Source organism: Sorangium aterium (genome assembly GCF_028368935.1).
GTDB classification, from domain to species: domain Bacteria; phylum Myxococcota_A; class Polyangia; order Polyangiales; family Polyangiaceae; genus Sorangium; species Sorangium atrum.
Map to the genome: position 1 here is coordinate 1,639,803 of NZ_JAQNDK010000002.1, position 20,289 is coordinate 1,660,091.

Sequence of the window (20,289 nt, forward strand, 5' to 3'; positions counted from 1 at the left end):
GATACGATGAAGGATGAGAATGCGACCAGCACGGCACAGAAGGGGGCGACGGACGACAAGAGCACGACCAGCGCAGCAAAGGAGGACACGAGAGGTGATAAAGATGCGCTGGATGAGCAATGTTGGGGTTTTACGATGATCCTCGCTGTGCAGAACAAAGAGGGCACCGAGACCCTGTACTATGAGGTGCCATCGGACGCGTTGACGAAGAAGCGCTATCGTAGGCCAGCAGATTCAGTGCAATCGTGGTGCAACGATCTGGTGGGTATGGGCGCGCAGATAGGACACGTGGCGTACGAGGCGGATCCCCAGCAGCTGGTGGATATGGACGCGCGGGTGGGACGCGAGAAAGCGCCGAAAGTACCGGTGACCTCGGATTTCTGCGGCACCTACCTGGTCAACCTGACCGGCTTCAGGCGCCGGTAGCCGGGGGCGCCTGAGCCCGCGCCGCTCTCTGCGAGATCCTGACGGCATGACCCGGCCCTCCACGCACAAGACCTTTCTCCGAGGCACGCACCGCCTGGTCAGCCCGGCGGAGACCGTCGAGCGGGTGCTCCCGATGACGCGCGCCATGGGGATCACCCGGGTCGCCGACGTCACCGGGCTGGACGTCGTCGGGATCCCGGTGGTGATGGTGTGCCGACCCAACTCCCGATCCGTGTCGGTCTCGCAGGGAAAAGGGCTCGATATCGACGCCGCGCGCGCGTCCGGGCTGATGGAGGCCATCGAGCAGTGGCACGCCGAGCACATCCTGCAGCCGCTCCTCTTCTGCACCCCCGCGGAGCTCTCGGCGCGGCACCGCCTCGTCGACCTCGCCGGGCTGCCGCGGCTCTCGATAGGCTCCTTCCACCCTCATCACAAGATGCTCTGGATCGAGGGCGAAGACGTCATGAGCGGCGGTCCGCTGTGGGTGCCGCTCGAGGTGGTCCACTCCGACTACACCGTGCCGCTGCCGCCCGGCAGCGGGTGCTTCTTGACCACGTCGACGGGGCTCGCCTCGGGCAACCACCGGCTCGAGGCCGTGCTCCACGGGCTCTACGAGGTCATCGAGCGCGACGCCGTGGCGCTGTGGCGCGCGGCCGGGCCGGCGCGCCGCGCGCAGACGCGCCTGGGTCTCGACACCGTGGATGATCCGATCTGCCGCGATGTGCTGGCCCGCTTCGATCGGGCCGAACTTGCGGTGGGCGTGTGGGACGCGAGCAGCGAACTCGGGCTGCCGGTCTTCGTGGCGGAGATCGTCGACCGCGTGCCTCACCCGGGCCGCGTCCTGTACGTGAGCGGCGGTCAGGGGTGCCACCGCTCTCGCGCCGTCGCCCTGGCGCGCGCCCTGACCGAGGCCGCCCAGAGCCGTCTGACCGCCATCGCGGGAGCGCGCGACGACGTCGACCGGGTCGCGTACGAGCTGTTTCGGTCGCCGCCGCGGATCGCCGCGGCGCGCTCGGAGATCGAGCGGTTCGAGGGGCGGTGGCGCTCCTTCGGCGCCGCGAGCGACGGGTTCAGCGAGCGCTTCGACGAGGATCTCGCCGCGGTGCTCGCGGCGCTGCGCAGCGCAGGGCTCCGCCAGGTCGCGGTCGTGGATCTCACGCGGCCTGAGCTCGGACTGCCCGTCGTCCGCGTCGTCGTGCCCGGGCTGGAAAGCATGTGGGATGCCCCTGGGTACACGCCTGGACCGCGCGCGCAGGCGGTGTCGTCGTGATTGTCCTGTTCACCGGGCCCAGCCTGCCGCCCGCGGAGGTGCCCGGGCTCCCCGAACTGCGGGTCTTGCCGCCCGTCGCCCAGGGAGACGTCTACCGGGCCGCGCGCGAGCGACCGTGGGGGATTGGCATCGTGGACGGCTTCTTCGAGCACGTCCCGTCGGTCTGGCACAAGGAGATCCTCTGGGCGATGTCCCAGGGCGTCCATGTGTTCGGGGCGTCGAGCATGGGCGCGCTCCGAGCTGCCGAGCTGGCCGACTTCGGCATGGTCGGCGTGGGCCGGATCTTCGAGCAAGTTCGTTCGGGCGCGCTCGGCGCCGACGACGAAGTCGCGGTCGCGCACGCATCCGCCGAGCACGGCTATCGGTGCACATCGGAGGCCCTCGTCAATATCCGTGCGACGCTCGGCGCCGCCGTCGAGGCGAAGATCTGCGATCCGGCGCTCGCCGAGCGGCTCGTCGCCATCTCCAGGGCCCTGTTCTACCCTGATCGCACCTGGCCAGCGGTGCTCCAGGCGGCCCGAGCCGCGCAGGAGGCCCCCCACATGCTCGATGCGCTGAAGCGGTGGCTGCCCGCCGGGCGCGTGGACCAGAAGCGCCTCGACGCGCTCGCCATGATCGAGGCCATGCAGGCCGCGCGCGCCATGCATCGAGGACCGCTGGAGCCCGGCTTCATCTTCCAGCGTACCGACGTCTGGGAGCGGGCCCTCGATCGCATGCGCGCGGCCCGGCTCGAGCTCGATCCCGGCGCGGACGTCGAGGCCCTGCTCGACGAGCTGCGCCTGCTCGGGGACGAGCCGCTCTACACCCGCGCGATCCAGGGCGCCCTGCTGCGCGGCCTCGCCGAGGAGGCGGCGGAGCGCAACGGGGTGAAGGTCGGCCCCGGGCACCTCGAACGCACGGCCATGGAGTTCCGGCGCGAGCGAGGGCTGTACACCGGGCCCTCGACCCGCGCGTGGCTCGGCGAGCAGGGGCTCGACGCCAAGTCCTTCGCCGACATGATGGCGCGGGAAGCGAAGCTCCGCTGGACGGCCGCCGTGTGCGAGCCGGAGGTCCGCCGTCACCTCGTCGACCAGCTACGCGCCATGGGCTGCTACGGGCGTCTCGAGGAGCAGGCTCGCGCCAAGCAGGCCGTGATGGCGGGTGAGGGGCTGGACGCCCTGGATCTGGCGGGCAGCGGCGTGAGCGACACGGACGCGTTGTGGCGGTGGTATTTCACCGAGCGGCTCGGCAAGCCGGTTCCCGAGGACCTGGAGACCTACGCTGCGCGCTTCGGCTTTGCGAGCGTAGAAGCGTTGCTCCGATCGGTGCTGATCGAGCGCTGGTGCACGAGGCTCCACCGAATACCTGATATCCGCCCTTCCGATGCCGATGCCGACAACGAGCCTTGAGGGATGGGCGCAGAGCCGGTCGAAGATGTGCTGCATCTAAGGTTTTTTCTTGACGGATCGTGCTGTCTCGCGCTGTCCTGTTGGCACGTTCGAAGGCTTCCAGCGGACATGAGCGCGAGCATGCAGCGCTGCTGAAATTACCTCTCACGAGGAGTGCGGCAGAAGGCGCCGACGCTCCAGGCCGTCACCGAATCCGCCTCGACGAGCTGCCCGCGCTTCTCCCTCGCCTGTAAGAATCGCGAACAACGGTCAAGCAAAGAGGAGCTCATGAGCACGAACCAATTGATGGAGTTTCGCTCGACGTACCTGCGCGCGATCGCAGAGGCATGGGCCGATCCGAACGGTTTTGGCAAGGAGTTGACCGGGGACAACCCCACTTCCGTGCTCAAGGATCGATTTGGCTATATCTGGCCATGGCCAAGGACGTGCGAGCTTCAGATTGCACGAGCCGACGAGGACTTCAGGTGGATCCACGATGAGTGGGTCTGGCCCAGCGACCTGCTCGACTGCTTGACGCTGCGCCTGCCGCTCGCGCCCAAGCGTTCGGCAGCTCGTCCAGGGTACGATGGTCTGCTGGAAGACCTCCGTCCGGAGGACTACTCGAGGGCGCTCGGGGATTATTACAAGCAGCGCCCGTCGCTGTTCAGCGATCAATGGATCCGGGAGTACGATCAGCACGGGGTTCATGCACGCCCTCAGGACAAAGGGGGCGGGCTCAACATCCGGGCGGACCACGGGGTGCAGCACGTCGGTCGCCCCGAACGAGGGCGGGAGCCCGTGGGGTGCTGTCATGAGGGCGAACAGGCGGGCCAAGAGCGCGTCGGCCTCCACAGCGGCCCTCCTGCGGGGGGCTTCGTTCCCGACGACAGCTCGTTCGCCGAGCTCAACGTCGTGCTGCTCGCGGCGGTGGCCAAAGCCTGGAGCGACGAGGAATTTGGACGGGCGCTCAAGAACGACCTCGCATCGGCGCTGCGAACCATCCGAGGTTACAGGCTACCTTGGACGATGAGCCTGCGCGTCGAGGAGGACGGCGCAGCCCGGTGGCATCCGCCGGGATCTCCACTCGACAAGGACCATCAGTCGTACTGGGATTCGCTCCAGCCTCATACGCTCAAGCTCTACTTGCCCACGAAGCCGAGCAACGTGGACTCCGAGCCCATCGCGCTCGCCGCATACAACGCGACGGGAGCAGCGTACCCGTTCACTTGCTGCTGCTAATCGGGGGACGAGACCAGGACCGAGGATGGATCCTCTGGAGCCGGGCCAGGTGCTGAGAGCCGCCCGAGGAGCTGCGCATGAGAGATGGCTTCCGGATCCTGGATGTGGATCGTCACGTCTCCGAGCCCGTCGCGTTATGGGCGGAGTACCTGCCGGCAGCGATGCGGGCGTATGCTCCTCGGCTCGCGCCCTTCAGGCCGCCCGAGTCGCTGGCCAGGCGGATGAGCCGCCTGGGCGAGCACGCGCTCCTGCCCACGCCCCCCATCCTCTGCGTGAACGGCGAGCCGATCCTGCGTATCTCCGAGGCGGCCTACATCGAGCTCGGGCTCGCCGCCGAGCGCCGCCGCGAGCTCCTCGCCGCCTCGGAGAGGCCTGACGGGCACCTCGCCGAGATGGACGCTACCGGGGTCGATATCGCCGTCCTGCTTCCGACGTACGCGTCCTATCTCGTCCACGACGACGGCATCGACGCCGAGCGCTCGCGCGCCTACGCCAGCGCCTACAATCGATGGCTGGGCGACTTCTGTGCGAGCGCGCCGGACAGGCTCCTCGGCCCCGCGCTGCTCTCGCGCCACGATCCGGAGGCCATGGCGGGCGATCTGGAGCAGGCGGCGCGCGACGGCGCGCGCGCCGTGGTGCTCCGGCCGAACCCGGTGCAGGGCCGCACGCTGAGCGCCCCTGCGCTCGCGCGGTTCTGGGCGGCGTGCGCGCACCACGGTGTCACCGTGCTCCTCCACGAGGGCACGCACGCGCGCGTCGCCACGGCGGGGGCCGATCGCTTCGAGACGCGGTTCGGCCAGCACGCGTGCTCTCACCCGATGGAGGCGATGATGGCGCTGCTCTCGCTGATCGAGGGCGGCGTGCTCGAGGCCCACCCGACGCTGCGGGTGGGCCTGCTCGAGGCGGGGTGCGGCTTTCTGCCTTACTGGCTCTGGCGGCTCGACCACGTCGAATACGCGCAGATGCGCGGCGAGGTGCGCGGCCGGGTGCGCCGGCCTCCCTCCGAGTACTTCCAGCGGCAGTGCTGGATCGCGCTCGAGCCCGGCGAGGCGATGCTCGACCGGGTGGTGAAGGAGATCGGCGCGACGCGGATGATGTTCGGGACCGATTTTCCCCACCTCGACCACGGGCCCGGGATGGTCGACGAGATGATGGCGCTGCGGGGCGCGCTCGGAGATAAAGCGCTGCGGGCGATCCTCTGGGAGAGCCCTTGCGGCCTCATGGGGATGTAGTGGAACGCCCGCGTGCGACTCCACTCCGCCCGGATTCTGAAGGGTCTTGGGGGCGAGGCGATCCCCGGCCATCCAGCGGTCGCTCTCCTCGAGCGCGCCACTTGCACTTGCTCATCGGCGGGTGAAACCAGAAACGATGATGGATCCTCTGGAGCTGAGCCAGGTGCTGGCGTTCAAGCCCACCCTGCGCGTCGAGCGCATGGATGCGGGCGTGGTCTTCCTGATCGGCGAGCGCGAGCGCTTCGTCGTCTCCGGCGCCTGCGCCGCCGAGGTGGCCGCGCTCGTCGACGGCCGGCGCACGGTCGACGAGATCCTGCGCGCCGCGCGCGATCGGTTCTCCGAGCCCGAGACCCTGTATGCCCTGAGCCGGCTCGCGGCGCGTGGCTACCTGGTCCCCGCAACGCCGGAGCTCCCCTCCGAGCACGCGGCGTTCTGGCGCGGGGTGGGTCTCGACGGCAAGGCGGCCGCCGTGGCCCTGAGCCGGACCCCGGTGTCGGTCCTGGCCGTCGGCGACGCCGCCCCCGCCGTGTGGATGACCGAGGCGCTCGAACAGGCAGGCGTGCGGATCGACGGCGAGGCGGCGGTGCAGGTGGTCGTGGCCGACGACTATCTGCAGCCCGAGCTGGCCTCGATCAACCGCCGCGCGCTGCGTGAAGGAACGCGCTGGTTCCTGATCAAGCCTGCCGGCGTCCAGCCGCTCATCGGGCCCGTCGTCGAGCCCGGCGCCGGCCCCTGCTGGGACTGCCTGGCGTTCTGGATCCGCCAGAACCGCCCTGTCGAGGAGCTTGTTCGCCGCCGCCGGGGGCACGAGGGCCACGTCCCTCCCCCCAGGGCGGCCACCGAGGCGAGCATACGGACCGCTTGCGGGCTCGGCGCCTCGGCCATCGCCCGCGCGCTCGCCAGGGAGGAGACAAGCTCTCCCCAGGCGCTCGGTTCCCGGGTGCTCGCCCTCGACCTGGCCACGTTCGAGATCACCGCGCACGCGGTCCTCCGGAGGCCGCAGTGCCCGGTGTGCGGCGATCCGGCGCGGATGGCGGCCGTCGGCGAGCGCCCGATCGAACTGCAGCCGGTGGAGAAGGCCCATTACGAGGACGGTGGATATCGCCGGCAGACCCCGCGGCGGACCTACGAGCGCTATCAGCACCTCGTCAGCCCGATCACCGGAGCCGTGACGTACCTCGTGCCGATGCCGGGGCGGGACACCGAGCTCCGCGCCGTGTACGCGTCCGGCTACCTGGCCTGCCCCCGGGAGGGCGTCCCGCGCACCAACGTCTTCGACAAGGGCTGCGCCGGCAAGGGGCGCAGCGCGGACCAGGCCAGGGTGAGCGCGCTCTGCGAGGCGCTCGAGCGATACAGCGGCGTCTACCAGGGGGACGAGGCGTGCGTCCGCGGCAGCAAGGACGAGCTCGGCCCGGCCGCGCTCTCGCTCGGCGATCTGCTGAACTTCAGCGAGGCGCAGTACCGCGAGCGCGCTCACCTCAACGCGCGGGCAGCGGATCGCCGCCAGTGGATACCCGAGCCGCTCGATGCGAGCACCCCGATCGACTGGACCCCGGCCTGGTCGCTGAGCAAGCGCGAGCGGCGCTATGTCCCGCTGGCCTACTGCTACGCCGAGGCCCCGGCCGAGAGCGGTACCGCGTTCTGCGGGCCCTGCAGCAACGGCGTGGCGGCCGGCACTTGCCTCGAAGAGGCCGTGCTGCAGGGCCTGCTCGAGCTCGTGGAGCGCGATGCCGCTGCGGTCTGGTGGTACAACCGGGTCGCGCGCCCGGCCATCGCGCTCGACAGCTTCGGGGACCCGTACTTCGAAGCCCTCCAGGCAGACTATGCCCGTCTCGGCTGGGCCGTCTGGGTGCTCGATCTGACGCACGACCTCGGTATCCCCACCTGCGTTGCGCTCGCCCACGAGGCCCGGGAGGATCGATTCAGCATCGGGTTCGGCTGCCACCTCGACCCGCGCCTGGCCGTGCAGCGATCGCTCACCGAGCTGAACCAGCTCTTCGATCCCGGCGCGGCGCGCCGGGCGCCGTGGGACCTCGAGCGGCTGCCTGACCGCGCGCATCTCTTCCCCGGCCCCGATCTCCCGCGGGTCGCGGCCGAGCACCTTCCCCGGATCGGCGGCGCCGATCTGCGCGCCGACATCGAGCAATGCCTGGGTCGCCTCGACGAGGCGGGACTGGAGCTCGTCGCCGTGGACAAGACCCGCCCCGACATCGGCTTGGCCGTGGTCCAGGTGATCGTCCCGGGGCTACGCCATTTCTGGCCCCGATTCGGTCCGGGGAGGCTCTATGAGGTGCCGTGCGCGCTCGGGTGGCTCGCCGGCCCGCTCGCCGAGGGCGAGCTCAACCCGGTCCCTCTGTTCGTCTAGCTGCCGAGGAGCTGCGCAGGCGAGATGACATGATGGCCCAGCGCGTCGCGCCCGGCGATGAAGCGCCGCGAACGATCCTCCGGGATAGCCTGTGCGGCTCGACAGAGAGCCATGACGGCACCGTCTGTCTCGGAATCGCCCAGCGTTTGCCAAGGAAGGAGGCTCGGCGCGTCGCGCCTCGCTCAGGGCGAGCAGCGTCGCAATGATGTTGATCACGAGCCGAGCTCGCTGGAGGGAGAGCTCTCCGCCTCAGCGGTTCTTCTTCACATCCTTCACGTGACCCAAGCTGGGCGGCTTGCCGCGCAGGCAGCTCCAGACAGCGAGCACTCCGATGAGTGCGCGCCTCCGGTTCAACCGCGTAATATACATAGTACTGCGTTCGCGACAGCAAGACACGACGCACTCCATCCTTCGCCTTGGGGCCGTAGAGGGCTCCCATCTCCGGCGTACGTCGGAGCATGCGGAGCGCTGCGGCGAGCTCGTCGGCGAACAGCGACGGCGCCGCGTGACGGTTCTCGCGCCACCAGGCATCCACCGCGCGCGCCTGCTCGGCCGATCTCCCCAGGAATCGGACTTTCACCCGCGCGCCCGCAGTTCGGCGAGCAGCACGTCGGCCTCGATGCCTGCCCCTGTTCGCATCTCAGCGAGCCCCTCCTCGAGGGCCGCGTGCAACTCTGCGCGCTCTTTCTCGTCGAGCTCGTCGCCCGGATCAGCGATGACGAGATCGAGCACCATGCCCTCCGGCAGATCCGTGGGCTCGTCGACGACGATGCGACCGTTCTGGACGCGGGCTTTCAGCGCTTGCACGTCGCGAAGCGTAGCGCCGTCATCGCCTTGTTGCACCAAGGAGCAGCGGCATCCCGCCGTTGTGGCCATGGTGCAACAAGGAGCAGCAGCGTCCTTGATGCCGCAGGAGCCCGGGCGTGGCACCCCTTCCCGGGTGTCGTTGCGCGGCCAACGTGCGGGTCCCCTCGAACACCCGGCACCCGGACGTCCGCGCGAGCTGCCTGAGCGCGCTCGCCGTGCCAGATCGGACTAAAGGCAGCGCAGCACGTTGTCGCGCACGAGCTGCCAGATCGGCTCGGGGATCCCGCCCAGCCAGCGCGCGTCGCGCTCGACCGGCGCCTCGGCGTCGTCGAGCGGGTCGTCGTGGCTGTAGACGAGCCGCCACAGCCGCTCGCTCACCGAGCCATTCCGGTCGATCACGAAGCGATGGACGAGCTTCTTCGCGAGCTCCTCGCCCTCGACGTCGAGCAGCAGCACCGGCGGAGCCACCTCGATCTCGCTCGCGTCGCGCAGCGGCTCGAGCCGGACATAGGACCCCTTCACGAGACTGGCCTCGTCCGGCGGCTCGAACCCCGCCGCGCGGAAGTCGCACGGCGCCTTGGTGTTGCCGATGAGGTAATACGCCCCCTGGGTCTCGGCGAGGATCGCGCCGCCCAGCCTCCCTACGCGTGCCATCTAGACCTCCTCCGCAGTGCCGCTCTCGTCCGAGAGCACGAGCGAGCGCCCCGGCGTCTGGCCGGGGAGCGCGGCTCCATCCCATGTGTACTTGTTGGTATACCCGCGCGGAGTGACCATGTACCCCTCGAACATGAAGGTGTTGGTCGACCCGACGAGCACCGTCGTCAGCATCCCGATCTCGTACTCGAGGAAATGGTCGAGATCGGTGAGCACGGCGCTCTCCAGCTTGCGGTAAGCGCTCTTCACCAGCGCGACCGGCGTCGTGCCCGCGCGGTGCTGGCGGATGATCTCCTGGGCCCGCACGATCTGGCGCGTGCGCCGCCCGCTCGCGGGATTGTAAAGGCCGATGACGAAGTCGGCCGCGGCCGCGGCCTCGAGCCGCCGCTCGATCACGGGCCAGGGGGTCAGGAGATCGGAGAGCGAGATGGCGCAGAAGTCGTGGCCGAGCGGCGCGCCGACGAGCGACGCGCACGCGTTGAGCGCCGTCATCCCGGGCACGAGGCGGAGCTCCGGCGACCCGCCGCGCTTCCAGCCGATCTCCTCGAGCACCTAGAAGACGAGCCCGGCCATGCCGTAGACGCCCGCAAGACCTCCACGATCTGGTCGAGGGTCATGCCGGAGGAGTCGATGACCCGCGCGTCCGGCCGCGCGGACGCCACAATTCCCGCCGGACGAAGGAGCCCGCGTACATGACGACGGGGCAGCGGGGCGGCGAGCTCGGCGCCTTACAACGTGATGAGCCCGGGATCGCCAGGGCCCGCGCCGATGATGCAGACGTGTATGGGGGGCTCTGTCCTCGTTTCGCGTGGCGGCAATCCCGCCGGGGACTGCGGGCGCGCGAAGCTAGAGCGATCGTGAAGGGAACGCCAGGGGTCGGGGACAGCCTTCGGGTCGGAGCCCCAGGGACACCACCGACGGCGTACACCGGACGGTTTCCGGCACCAGCACGAAAGGCTTCCGGCGCGCGCTGGCGTCACCGGCCCTTCCGGAGGTGCGGCGCCCTTCCGGCGAGCGGTGGCCCAAGCGCGCTCGGCTGCCGAGCATGGCGCTCAGCGAGAGGCCGGGACCGCAGTGCTAAGGGCTCACGCGCACCCGCGAAAAAAGCTCATCGGGCGCGGTTCGTCAGACGGAGCCTAGCGCCCAGCGATGGTATCAGGGGAACCGGCTGACGGCGCGCGAGGGCCCAGGAGTCCACTCCCGCAGCTCGGCGCGGAAGGCTGGGCCGCCCGCCGCCGGGCGCAGGTCCACGTCGGCGTAGGTGAGGCGCTGGAAGGGTCGGAGTTCAGCGGGCGCCAGCTCGGGATGCTTGAGGAATTCCTTGAGCGAGCGGGCGTGGGCAGCAAACTCGGCGCCGCGAACGTAGGCCGGGATCCGCATCAGGTTCGCCCAGGTCCCGGTATTCAAGTAGTAGCCGCCGGGGTACGACACCGCGCGCGCCAGGTGCGTGTGACCGGCCACGACGACGACGGCGCCGTCCTCGAAGGCGCCGCTCACGTAGGGGTCGAGCTCGTCGGGTGCCTCTAGAGACCAAAGGTTGCTCCGACGATTGGCGTTGTCGGCGCAGGCCCGCAGGGCGCTCTCGATGAAGCGTTCCGGGAGGGAGCCGCTGAAGGTCTTGCCCGGGGCCTGAGGCGTGGTGACCGCGCGGGTGAATGCCTCTGTGCCTTTCGCATCGCCGAGCAGGGAGCTCAGCGCGTTCAGCGTCTGGTCGCGCGCGTCGTTGCTCTGTCCGGCGAAGCTGTCGGAGAGCGCCGAGGCCAGGAGGTCCTCCGGCGTGGTCGCGGTCGCGACGGCACCTGCGGGCGGCGACGTTCCGAACCGTGGCCGCGTCCCGATGAACGCGCGCTGAAGCCGGGACTTGATGCCGACGGCCTTGGTGGCAAAGAACGCGGGGAACGCCGCTGCAAGGTGCTTCTTCGTGTTGTCGGGCCACAACGCCAGGGTGAGCGGCAGCGCGACGGTCTGCTCGGGCTTGAGCAGGTCGACGTGCGCGAATCCGTCGTCCTTGAGCGGGTTCAGCACCTCGGCGACTAGGCGCGATCCAGGTGGATAGGGGAAGGGAGCGCCCGTGCGGACCGCTTCGGCGAGCGCGTCGTGGTCCACCTCGTTCCAGGGGTCGCCCTTGTTGCCGTGCACCAGCCGCAGCAAGCCGCCCCTCGCCAGCGGATAGTCGAGGCGCTCGCTGCGAAGGCAGAGCTCGAGCCGTGCATGCGCGCCTGGGTCGACCCCTCGGGTCACGGCATCGACGAGCTCCGCCTGCGCCTCGGGCAAGGCCAGCTCGATATCGTGGTTGCCCATGCACCAGCGCAGGCGCTTGCCCGACCCGATGAAGCGGCCGAACGCGTCGAAGACCTCGCGGTTGTGGGCGACGATCGCCTGGGTCTTCTGTCTCGCCGTGGCGCCCGTGAAGTCGAGGAAGGGGCTGACCTGGAGATAGTCGAGCGCATCGCCGAGGACGATCAGGTCGAGGCGCTCGGGGGCGGCCGCGAGGTAATCGATGAACGCTGCGAGCTCTTGCTGCGCGCTGAAAATGCTGCGGCCGTTGTCGGCCCCCATGTGGATATCGCTGATCGCGACGACGCGTTCGGTGGGCTCAGCGGGCATGGGATCGCTCCTTTTCGAGGGACCAGATCTCGTCGAGCAGGGTAGTCCATTCGGCGGCGGGGTTGGCCGTGGTACCCCCGGCGACGCCCGCGAGAAACGGCCGAGCGCGGAGCCCAGAGCCCGTGTCGCCTGGCTCATCGGGAGCAGCCTCGGGCGTCAGCACGTAAGCGATACGCTTTCCGGGGGCGGCATCGCACCACAGATGGAGGCACTCGGTCAGGTCGGCGGCGGCATCGGCGGAGGCGTTGCGAGCCTCCACGATGATCTCGACACCTCCAGGCAGCTCCAGGAGCGCGGTCCATGCGCGGCGCGCGTGACGCCGCTCCCGGCCTCTGCCGAAGGCCGCGCGCAGCAGGCCCAAGGGGGTGATGAACGCGAACGTGCCCGCCTCGGCCGCTGGAGCCGCCGCGAAGCGATCGCGAAGGGCGAGGATCAGGCCCGCCGCGCAGGCGAGCTCATAGCAGGAGGCCGTCGAGAGCGCTTTGAAGACGTCGGGGCCCGATAGGGCATGGAGCGCGGTCAGCTCCGTCTCACGCAGCGCGCGCCACCACCCGAGCAACCCGGCGAAGCGGGTCATCTCGGCCTCGCGACCCCGCGCATCGCGGATCAGCGCTTCGGGCGGCGCAACTGGCACGGGCACGTCACCAAGAGGGCTCGAGGCGAGGAAGCCGCGAACCGCGAGCAGGCTCCGCGAGACCAGCGAGCGCTCGCCGCGGAGCAACGCTCCGGCCAGGCCATCCTGCCCTGCGATCTGCCGCAGTGTGGTCTCCGTCTGCCGCAGGATGCTGGCCAGGAGGCGGTTCACCGGCGTGTCCACGTGGCGCTCCGTGCGCCGCACCAGCCACGAATCGGGAGCTGGCTGGCCCGCGCGCGAGAGCGAGGTCCGGATCGACGCTGCGGCGTCGACGCGCCCGCCCGAAGGGACGCGCTGCCAGCTCTCCCGCGCCGCGCTCTCGCAGCGCACCACCCGCCCGAGTTGCGGCAGCTCGCGCTCTAGAAGCCGCCGTAACAAGCCCAGGAGCCTCACCAGCACCGCCTCCGGATCGCCGGCTCGACGCGGCGCGAAGAGGGGGTTGACCGACGCGCCGAGGACCGCGTCGCCGAGCAGCTCGATGCTCGCCCGCAGTGCGAGGGCGCGGCAGCATTCGGCCGCTGCGGGCGAGCGGAGAGGAGGCTCGCTATCGACGGCGCCGGCGCCCCAGCCACAGCGATCAAGCGCCCACATGATAGCCCTCGTTGGCACGGCGCATTTCATCCAGCTTGCGCTCGAGGGTCGGGAGGCCATGCGCGCGGCGCGCGAGCACCGGAGCGATCACCTGCACCACCTGCGCGAGATCTTCCGGCGCGCCCGGGGGTGCGGCCGGCGCCGCGAGGTCGCCGGAGAGCTGCTCGAGCCTCCCGCGCAGCGTGACGAGGGCGGGCGCGGCGGCGGCGAGCGGCGCTGGAGCGTCCGCAGGGCTCAGGACCGCGCTGCGGAGCGCGCCCGCGAGCAGGGTAGAGTCGCCGCTCGCCCACACCGCGAGGAGTCGCAGCAGCGGTGCCGATGCGTCCTCAAGCCCGGGCAGCACGGATCCCATGATGGCCTGGACGAGCCGCACTTCAAGGGCCAGCTTGGAGGCCTCGCAGGCGCCGAGGAACCGCGCGGCGGCGAACAGCTGAGCCGTCCCGACAGGGTGGAATGCGCGGGCCAAGTAGACGAAGCGCCGCAGATCGCCGGCCGGCCCGTCCGGCGCGAGCTCGCCAGCGGAGCGCGTTCGGATGCTCTCCCACTCGCCGACGAAGTCCCAGGTCACGGGTACCTCGATGAAGGCGAAGCGCCGCTTGAGCGCGTCGGAGATGCGGAAGAGGTAGTGTCGGTCCACGCCGTTCAGCGTCGCGAGCACACGGAAGTCCTTGGGGACCGGGATCTCCACGGTGGACGGCGCGTTCTCCTCGAAGGACGCGCTGGGCACGCGCAGGCGCCGCGTCTCCAGGGCCGTGAACACCGGGCCCAGGGCGCGGTCCATATCCGCGCGATTCATCTCGTCCAGCAGGAGCCAGGTCCCGCCCGCGCCGCGACGCCACGCCGTGCGTCCCTCCGCGGCCGGTGCTTCCTGCCAGTTGGCCAGCACCGCTTCCGTGAACGCGCCCGGTCGGAAGACCATCCTCGTGCGCGCCTCGCCGCCGCTCTCCTCCACGCGCGGGAAGAACCCACCCACGACCTCGAACGCGGTCCAGTCCGCCGACGCGGTGGCGACGTGGGCGTCCTTGCCGAGAGCGGCGCAGATCTCGCGGGCCAAGGTCGTCTTGCCCGTGCCCACCGGTCCGACGAAGAGCACGTGGCGTCCTGCGAACAGCTCGCCAACGGCGCGCCAGAGCAGCTCATCTGGAAGGGCGTAGCGGCTGCGGATCTCGGCGAGCTTGGGCTCGATCTCGTCCCATCGCGGCTCGAGGGGCTGATCGTCGAGCGTCTCCACCGGGCCGTGGACGCGCAGCGGGGTGGCTGCGGGCGCGGTCGCCACGCGTTGCTGCGCAGAGAGGGCACTGGCCAGCTTGTCCTCATCGGGCCTGCGCGGCGACCGGAACAGCTCGCGTAACGCGTTGCGCACCGAGGTGTCGTCGGCGCCTTGAGGCACCGGGATCTCGGCCGCGGGATTTTCGTGCTCGATCGTCTTCAGCGCCTCGTTGACCAGCTCGCGTGCGTCCTCGGGGAGGGGCGCCTCCTGCCACGCCTCGCGGGCGCGCCCGGGGGGCTCCGTGTGCCGCGGAGTGACCTCGAAGGACGCCCAGCGGGCCGCGGGCGGCTCGGGCAGATCGGCAGGCTCAGCAGCGCTCAGGTCCGCGTAGAGGACGGGAATCCCGAACGCGTGTCGGCCGCGGTGCTTCACCTGGCGCGCGAGGTACACGGCGCGCTCGATATCCGATCCCTCGCAGAGCCTGGCGTAGAACTCGGCGGCGAATTTCGTTGCGAAATCGCGTGGAACCGCGACCTGCATGGCCACGACGGGGACGCCGGTGCGGCGGGTGATTTCGCCGGCGAGGCTGGTCAGCTCGGCGCGCGGCGGCACGGCGCCGCTGTGGCAAGCGCCGAGGAAGACGAGCTTCGCCTGGGCATTGCCGATCCACGTGGCGAACTCGCGCGCCTCGATCTCGGCGTACTCGACGTCGCTCCCGGCCTCGGGGTGAACGACCAGCACACCGCGGTTCCCGGACTGGATCGCGCCGTGCCCGAGGTAGTGCAGCGCCTCCACGTTCGCGCGCTGGAGCACCTCCTGGAGCGTGCGCGGGCTGCAACGGGCGATCTGGTGGACCGTGGCGCGCACGGTGTGCAGGGCTTCCTGCATCCGCTCGACGTGCCCTTCGTCGAGGAAGTCATCGTCGTCCGTGTACTTGGGATTGGCCCAGGCGAAGGCGATACCTTGCAGCGGCTTCCCGAGGCGGAGCGGGACTGGCGTGCCCTGCGCGTCGACGTGGCGGATCATCGAGATGCGCTGCTCGATCAGGAACGAGTCATCGACGCGGAGGTACTCCCAGGGCACCACGGCGGCGGCCGTGTCGAGCTCGAGCCCGAGGCGGAGCGTCGTGCCCGCCCGGACCGTCAGCGCCCGTCGGACCTCGGCGGGCGTGGGCTGGCCGAAGAGGAGCGTGCTCAGCGCGTCACCGAAGGCGGCCGTCACCGTCTCGTCCCATTGCTCGAGTTTGCCCAGGGCGTCCTCGATCGAGAGCTTGCAGTCCGCCAGGTCGACCTCGACGGTCGCCCAGTCGCTCGGAACCTGGCGCGTCCAGGCGGTGCCTTCCGGGGTGATCAGCTCGGCCTTGCCGGTGCCGATAGCAAGCCTTGCCCATGGGCCCTTGAGCTTGGGATCGTTGTCCTCAGCACGCTTGGGCATGTTTTTCGCCGGAGATGCGGCGGCAGCGCGGATCCCAGGAGATGGCGACGGGGCGATGTCCGCGTGGGGAGGGTCAGGAGGCTTCATCGATTCCGATGAATGACCCGGAAAAGAGTGCTCGCTCCTCGCGCTGATCGGTGCGGCGGGCGGCTCGTCGGATGGGGCCGGCGTCGAAGCTCGCGCCGTCGTGCTCAGGATCCCTCCAACGAAGCGCGCTTGGCTGACCGCGCTCTCTACGAGCGTCGTGAGCACGACGACGCTCGGCGCGCGTGATGTCCCCTTGAGCAGCGTGGTCATCACCGCGTCGACGACCTCTCCGCTCTCGAGCCCGGCAGCGCCGGTGCCCAGGAACGGGATCGCGACCGAGGAGATCCCCTCGTCGGCGGCCTGGGCAGCCACCGCGGCGGTTGCTTGAACCGCGCCCTCGGTTCGTTCTGCCGACGTCGCCAAGAAGCTGATGCCGGGCACCACGATATCGAAGATGGCGTCGGGGAGACGCGTCATGATCGGACCGGCTGGCGTGAGGCCCTTCTGTTGCGCCGGCTGCAACGCTGCCACCAGAAGATCTCGGTTCTCCCCGACCGCCTTGAGCAGAGCGTTCCAGAAGCTGCCTGCGGGCTCGTCTCTGGGCAAAGGGCCTGTCGGGATGGTGAATGCCTCGACCGGTAGGCGCCATGGATCCCGCGTCTTCTTGACGTAGATCCGCGTGGATCTCACATCGCCGACAGGCTCGCCGAGCAAGCCTCGCGCGAGCAAGGCATCGACGATCGGGACCCCGCGCCGCGTGAGCGCCATGGCGAGGATATCGCGCGTACGAACGCGGCCGGCGCCGCGGCGCGACGACATGGCTTGGGCGAGGCGGAGCACCGCACTCGCGTTCTCCGTCGGCTCGAGGGGCTGGCTGCTCACCCCGGACAGTGAAGCAAGATCATCAGGCCATTCCGGCCGATGCGCGAGCTCGCGAAACGCGCTCCAGTCGATGCCGTTCTCCTCGAGAATGCTGCGGGCGCTGGTCATCTCCCGGAATGTGAATGCGCCTCCGATCAGGTGCGCCACATCAATCCTTGGAGCGCGATCGGCCGCCGTGAGCTTCGCTGACGCACGCAGGAGAATCTCGAAAGAGGCGTCGCTCGTCTTCGTGTCCGCGGAGCGATCGGGATCGATGTAGGGCATCCCCTCGATGAAATCCGCCTGGTTGTTCGCGATGAAAGGCAGCTTGAGCAACGCGAGGTGAACGAGCTTGCGGAGTGCCTCGCCCGGCGATGGCTCCACGGCTCCCTCCGGGAGCGTGAGCCTGAACGCATCCATGCTCGCCTCGGAAGTATGTACGAGCGGCAGGCTCGAGCGGCCGACGAGGTTCTTGACGGCGATGCTGCGCTGGGTTCGGCGCTGCTTCTCCTTCAGTTTGTCGGGAATGCGTTTCGCCAGAGCGAAGGACGCTTCCAGCGTGACCTCCCGCCCTTCATCTGCGCGCAGACACGCTGCAATGTTGATCCAGACCAGCTGCTGCGGACCGCGTCGGGTGGAGAGGGCGATGGCGACGAGGTCGCGGTACCGCCCGCTCCCGCGCATTGCCGCAGCCACGATCTGCGTCTTCCCACCCGGCCAGGAGCAATTATAAAGGACGGGCGATGGCCAGGGGCCGTCCTTGCCTTCATCCAGGCCCCACGTGCCGGTCGGCCAAGGGTCGGCGGGCAATCGCTGCGGAACCACCGTGATGACGCTGTCCTCAACAGGCACCTCGAAGGGCTCGGCCGCGTCGAGGATGGCGCGCACCGCCCTCAAGGCGATCCGGTTCGCGTCAGGGAGAACCTTGTTTTCTCGCACGTAGCGATGCAAGGCCGTCATGAGGTCGACTTCCTTGATGGCCCAGTGCGTGCGTTCGAGCTCCCGATCGAGGATCCCGAGCGCAGGTTGCACCTCCAGCAAGATATCCGGCGGAATGGGCGGCTCCTTGGGATCGAGCTCGAACGTTATCGATACGCTGTCTCCCTCGCGCGCAATAGACAAGATCTTGCCGACCCTGGCGGGTTGCTTGACTTCCTCCTCGTACGCGAAGAGCGCGGGCAGGGAGCACAGCTCGGCGATCGTTTCAGGTCGGAGATCCTCGAACCTCTCGCGGATGCTCGCGTCCGTGTACTCCGGGTAGGAGGGGTCGAGGAACCTGCCGCGAGGGAACCTGTAGCGGGAGGGCTTCCTGCCCCAGGCCTCCGCGTCCCTCGTCACAAGCAAGTGATACATCCTCACCTCCCGATCTAGCTGGGCACTTCGCGCGTCCGGTCTGTTGCTTGCAGCGTCTCGCGCCGCGACGTGCTCCTGGAACGTGGCGCTTCTGAGCAGCGTCATCACGCCAGTGAAATCCTGAGCGATGCGCTGCTCCAACTCGCGGGCCAGCGTCGCGAGATCCCCGTCGGGCACGTACGCCGCGAGCGCCTCCCGCTCGTCGCGGCTCATCTCCTTGTCGATGCGGTGAAGGCGCTCGACCAGGCAGCGCACATTGTAGGCCCGCTCCCTGTCCTGCCAGATGTCCTCGATGATCGCGACGATGCTGCGCGACGGATCCGCGGGTCGCTCGATCGTGATGTCGGTGGTCTTGAGGAAGGCATCGAAGAGCGTGCCACCGAAGCAGTCGAAGACCACGAAGTGCGACTTGTCCGGGTGCTTCATGCCTCGGCGCGTGCCGCACCCGAGCATCTGCTCGAAGAGGGCGCGCGATCTGACCGGACGGAGGAAGACGATGAACTCCAGGTCCGGAATGTCGACGCCGGTCGCGAGCAGATCAACGGTGACGGCGATGGCCGGCACCTGCAGGTGGCGGAACTGTTCGATGAGCTGGAACGGCCGATCGACGGTCCCGGTAATCTTCTGGGCGAAATCCTCCCCCCGCGAGAAGACGTCACGCGCCAGGCGGACAAGGTGCTCCGCATGCGCGTCGTTGACCGCGAAGATCAAGGTCTTGGGGAAGCGGCCATAGCGCGCCTCGTGCTCCAACGCGTGGTTCTTGATCTCCTCGAGGATGTTCCGGTTGGCTCCAGATAGGGTGAACAGGCGCTCGAACTCCGCGCTCTCGTAAGGCCGCCCGTTCTCCAGGGGCTCGCGCCGTCGCTGTTCTCTCTCTGCCTCGGTGAGCTCGACATCTTCGCCTTCCTCGAGGAGAGCGCTGTCGAGCTTGACGCCCGATCTGATGACCACGAGATTGCAGTCGACGAGGAACCCGTCGCGTACGGCTTCCTGGCGGGTGTAGCTGAACACGATCTCGCCGAAGCGGCTCTGCGCGTATTCCGGGGGCGTTGCCGTCAGTCCGAGCTTGATGGCGTCGAAGTAATCGAGCGTGGCCTGCCAGAGCGACTGCCGCGCTGACCCGTAGCCGCGGAGGCACTCGTCCGCGACCACCAGATCGAACGCGTGGACGGGGATGTTGAGCTCCTCGGCGTCGTCCGCCTCCGCCTCTTCGGCGTCGTCATCGGAGACGGCGTCCTTGCGGAAGAGGTTCTGCGCCATGCGCTGGATGGTGCACACGTAGACGAAGGACTTCGCAGCATCGGGCGCGAGCAGATAGGACACCGGGATTGACCGGATGCTCTGGCCATAGACTTCGTAGATCTCGTCGAATGTCGACAAGCCCGCCGCCGCGAACGCCTGCCTGACCTCCTTAGCGCGCACGCGGCGGTCGACGAGGTAAAGCACGCGGCGCACCACGCCCGCCGTGAGGAGTCGGTAGACCTGATTCACCGCGGTGAACGTCTTGCCCGTGCCCGCCGCCATCGTGAGCAGCATCCGGCGGGTGTGCGCGGCGATGGCTTTCTCGACCGCCGCGTTCGCCTGCCGCTGGTACGGCCGGAGCTTCTCGTTCGCGTTGGGCGTCGCGGCGAGCTTGGCACAGGCTGCGTCGAGATCGTGGCCGAGCCCCTCGGTGAGCGCGGCCGGTGTGTGAAATTCGGCGAGCTGGCGCGGTCGCTCAGCCGTGCTGCGGATGTCGTGGAACCATATCTCCTCATCGCCGATCGCGTAGAGGAAGGGGACGTAGATCCCGCGGAAGTTGAAGGGCGTGCCTATGGCGCGCGCGCGGCGCCCGGCCTGGACGAGGGCGTCCCGGGGGTCTTTGATGAGCCTCTTGACCTCGACAATGCCGAGGAGGCGGCGGTCGGCGAAGAGGGCGTAGTCGGCGGGGCCGATCTCGGTCGGGTACTCGCGGATCGCGAGGCCGGCTGGATAGTCGGCCACGGGGAGCTCGGGCGCATAGTTGGCGACAGTCCAGCCCTGCGCGACGAGGCGGGACTCGATGCGCTTCGCGAGCATCTCCGCGCCGCGCTCGCGAGTGATCTCAGCAGCCATGGTGGCGGGCTCGAGCCGGCGCGAGAGGGGCTGTCAAGGATGAGTCGCTGGGCACTTCCCGGGCGTGCCCGCGGTGGTGACGCTTCCCTCCTAGAAGGAACGCCAGCGGGCCGAGTGC

General features: G+C 69.3%; 12 protein-coding genes. 6 read left to right on the plus strand and 6 right to left on the minus strand.

What is annotated here, in order from left to right:
• Window positions 1-6: 6 nt before the first annotated feature.
• The 6 genes from POL72_RS21185 to POL72_RS21210 all read left to right on the plus strand — a co-directional run bounded on the left by POL72_RS21185 (window position 7) and on the right by POL72_RS21210 (window position 7,899).
• Window positions 7-426, plus strand: a complete 420-nt coding sequence (locus tag POL72_RS21185; RefSeq protein ID WP_272097302.1) for a hypothetical protein — start codon at window positions 7-9, stop codon at window positions 424-426.
• Between the two features lie 46 nt (window positions 427-472).
• The gene (locus POL72_RS21190; protein WP_272097303.1) at window positions 473-1,696 is read left to right on the plus strand and encodes a YcaO-like family protein; all 1,224 of its coding nucleotides are present in this window, start codon (window positions 473-475) and stop codon (window positions 1,694-1,696) included.
• Complete coding sequence (locus tag POL72_RS21195) at window positions 1,693-3,084, plus strand: TfuA-like protein (RefSeq protein WP_272097304.1); 1,392 nt, start codon at window positions 1,693-1,695, stop codon at window positions 3,082-3,084. Before POL72_RS21190 ends, POL72_RS21195 begins: the two co-directional genes overlap by 4 nt.
• Window positions 3,085-3,351: 267 nt before the next feature.
• The gene (locus POL72_RS21200; protein ID WP_272097305.1) at window positions 3,352-4,302 is read left to right on the plus strand and encodes a BMA_0021/BMA_0022 family TOMM bacteriocin; all 951 of its coding nucleotides are present in this window, start codon (window positions 3,352-3,354) and stop codon (window positions 4,300-4,302) included.
• A 77-nt stretch (window positions 4,303-4,379) separates the two neighbouring features.
• Window positions 4,380-5,534: an amidohydrolase family protein gene (locus POL72_RS21205; protein ID WP_272097306.1), complete on the plus strand. Its 1,155-nt coding sequence runs from the start codon at window positions 4,380-4,382 to the stop codon at window positions 5,532-5,534.
• Between the two features lie 136 nt (window positions 5,535-5,670).
• Window positions 5,671-7,899, plus strand: a complete 2,229-nt coding sequence (locus POL72_RS21210) for a TOMM precursor leader peptide-binding protein (protein WP_272097307.1) — start codon at window positions 5,671-5,673, stop codon at window positions 7,897-7,899.
• 576 nt (window positions 7,900-8,475) lie between these two features.
• Here the strand turns inward: POL72_RS21210 and POL72_RS21215 are convergent.
• The 6 genes from POL72_RS21215 to POL72_RS21240 all read right to left on the minus strand — a co-directional run bounded on the left by POL72_RS21215 (window position 8,476) and on the right by POL72_RS21240 (window position 20,171).
• Complete coding sequence (locus POL72_RS21215; RefSeq protein ID WP_272097308.1) at window positions 8,476-8,775, minus strand: hypothetical protein; 300 nt, start codon at window positions 8,773-8,775, stop codon at window positions 8,476-8,478.
• A gap of 159 nt (window positions 8,776-8,934) precedes the next feature.
• Window positions 8,935-9,360, minus strand: coding sequence for a precorrin-3B C(17)-methyltransferase (locus POL72_RS21220; protein WP_272097310.1), 426 nt, complete (start codon window positions 9,358-9,360; stop codon window positions 8,935-8,937).
• Window positions 9,361-9,912 carry a precorrin-3B C(17)-methyltransferase gene (locus POL72_RS21225; RefSeq protein ID WP_272097311.1) on the minus strand — a complete coding sequence of 184 codons (552 nt, stop codon included), beginning with the start codon at window positions 9,910-9,912 and terminating at the stop codon, window positions 9,361-9,363.
• Window positions 9,913-10,515: 603 nt separating this feature from the next.
• Entirely contained in the window at window positions 10,516-11,967 is a 1,452-nt protein-coding gene (locus tag POL72_RS21230) for a metallophosphoesterase family protein (protein WP_272097312.1), read from the minus strand.
• Complete coding sequence (locus tag POL72_RS21235; protein ID WP_272097313.1) at window positions 11,957-13,192, minus strand: hypothetical protein; 1,236 nt, start codon at window positions 13,190-13,192, stop codon at window positions 11,957-11,959. The genes POL72_RS21230 and POL72_RS21235 overlap by 11 nt, the downstream gene beginning before the upstream one ends.
• Window positions 13,179-20,171 carry a DEAD/DEAH box helicase family protein gene (locus POL72_RS21240; protein ID WP_272097314.1) on the minus strand — a complete coding sequence of 2,331 codons (6,993 nt, stop codon included), beginning with the start codon at window positions 20,169-20,171 and terminating at the stop codon, window positions 13,179-13,181. Before POL72_RS21240 ends, POL72_RS21235 begins: the two co-directional genes overlap by 14 nt.
• Window positions 20,172-20,289: the final 118 nt, after the last annotated feature.

What these genes read in the sequence shown, in the direction of transcription:
- POL72_RS21185 (WP_272097302.1), top strand. Translation starts at nt 7, where the DNA reads ATGAAGGATGAGAATGCGACCAGCACGGCACAGAAGGGGGCGACGGAC.
- POL72_RS21190 (WP_272097303.1), top strand. Translation starts at nt 473, where the DNA reads ATGACCCGGCCCTCCACGCACAAGACCTTTCTCCGAGGCACGCACCGC.
- POL72_RS21200 (WP_272097305.1), top strand. Translation starts at nt 3,352, where the DNA reads ATGAGCACGAACCAATTGATGGAGTTTCGCTCGACGTACCTGCGCGCG.
- POL72_RS21205 (WP_272097306.1), top strand. Translation starts at nt 4,380, where the DNA reads ATGAGAGATGGCTTCCGGATCCTGGATGTGGATCGTCACGTCTCCGAG.
- POL72_RS21210 (WP_272097307.1), top strand. Translation starts at nt 5,671, where the DNA reads ATGATGGATCCTCTGGAGCTGAGCCAGGTGCTGGCGTTCAAGCCCACC.
- POL72_RS21215 (WP_272097308.1), bottom strand. Translation starts at nt 8,775, where the DNA reads ATGGCCACAACGGCGGGATGCCGCTGCTCCTTGGTGCAACAAGGCGAT.
- POL72_RS21220 (WP_272097310.1), bottom strand. Translation starts at nt 9,360, where the DNA reads ATGGCACGCGTAGGGAGGCTGGGCGGCGCGATCCTCGCCGAGACCCAG.
- POL72_RS21230 (WP_272097312.1), bottom strand. Translation starts at nt 11,967, where the DNA reads ATGCCCGCTGAGCCCACCGAACGCGTCGTCGCGATCAGCGATATCCAC.
- POL72_RS21235 (WP_272097313.1), bottom strand. Translation starts at nt 13,192, where the DNA reads ATGTGGGCGCTTGATCGCTGTGGCTGGGGCGCCGGCGCCGTCGATAGC.
- POL72_RS21240 (WP_272097314.1), bottom strand. Translation starts at nt 20,171, where the DNA reads ATGGCTGCTGAGATCACTCGCGAGCGCGGCGCGGAGATGCTCGCGAAG.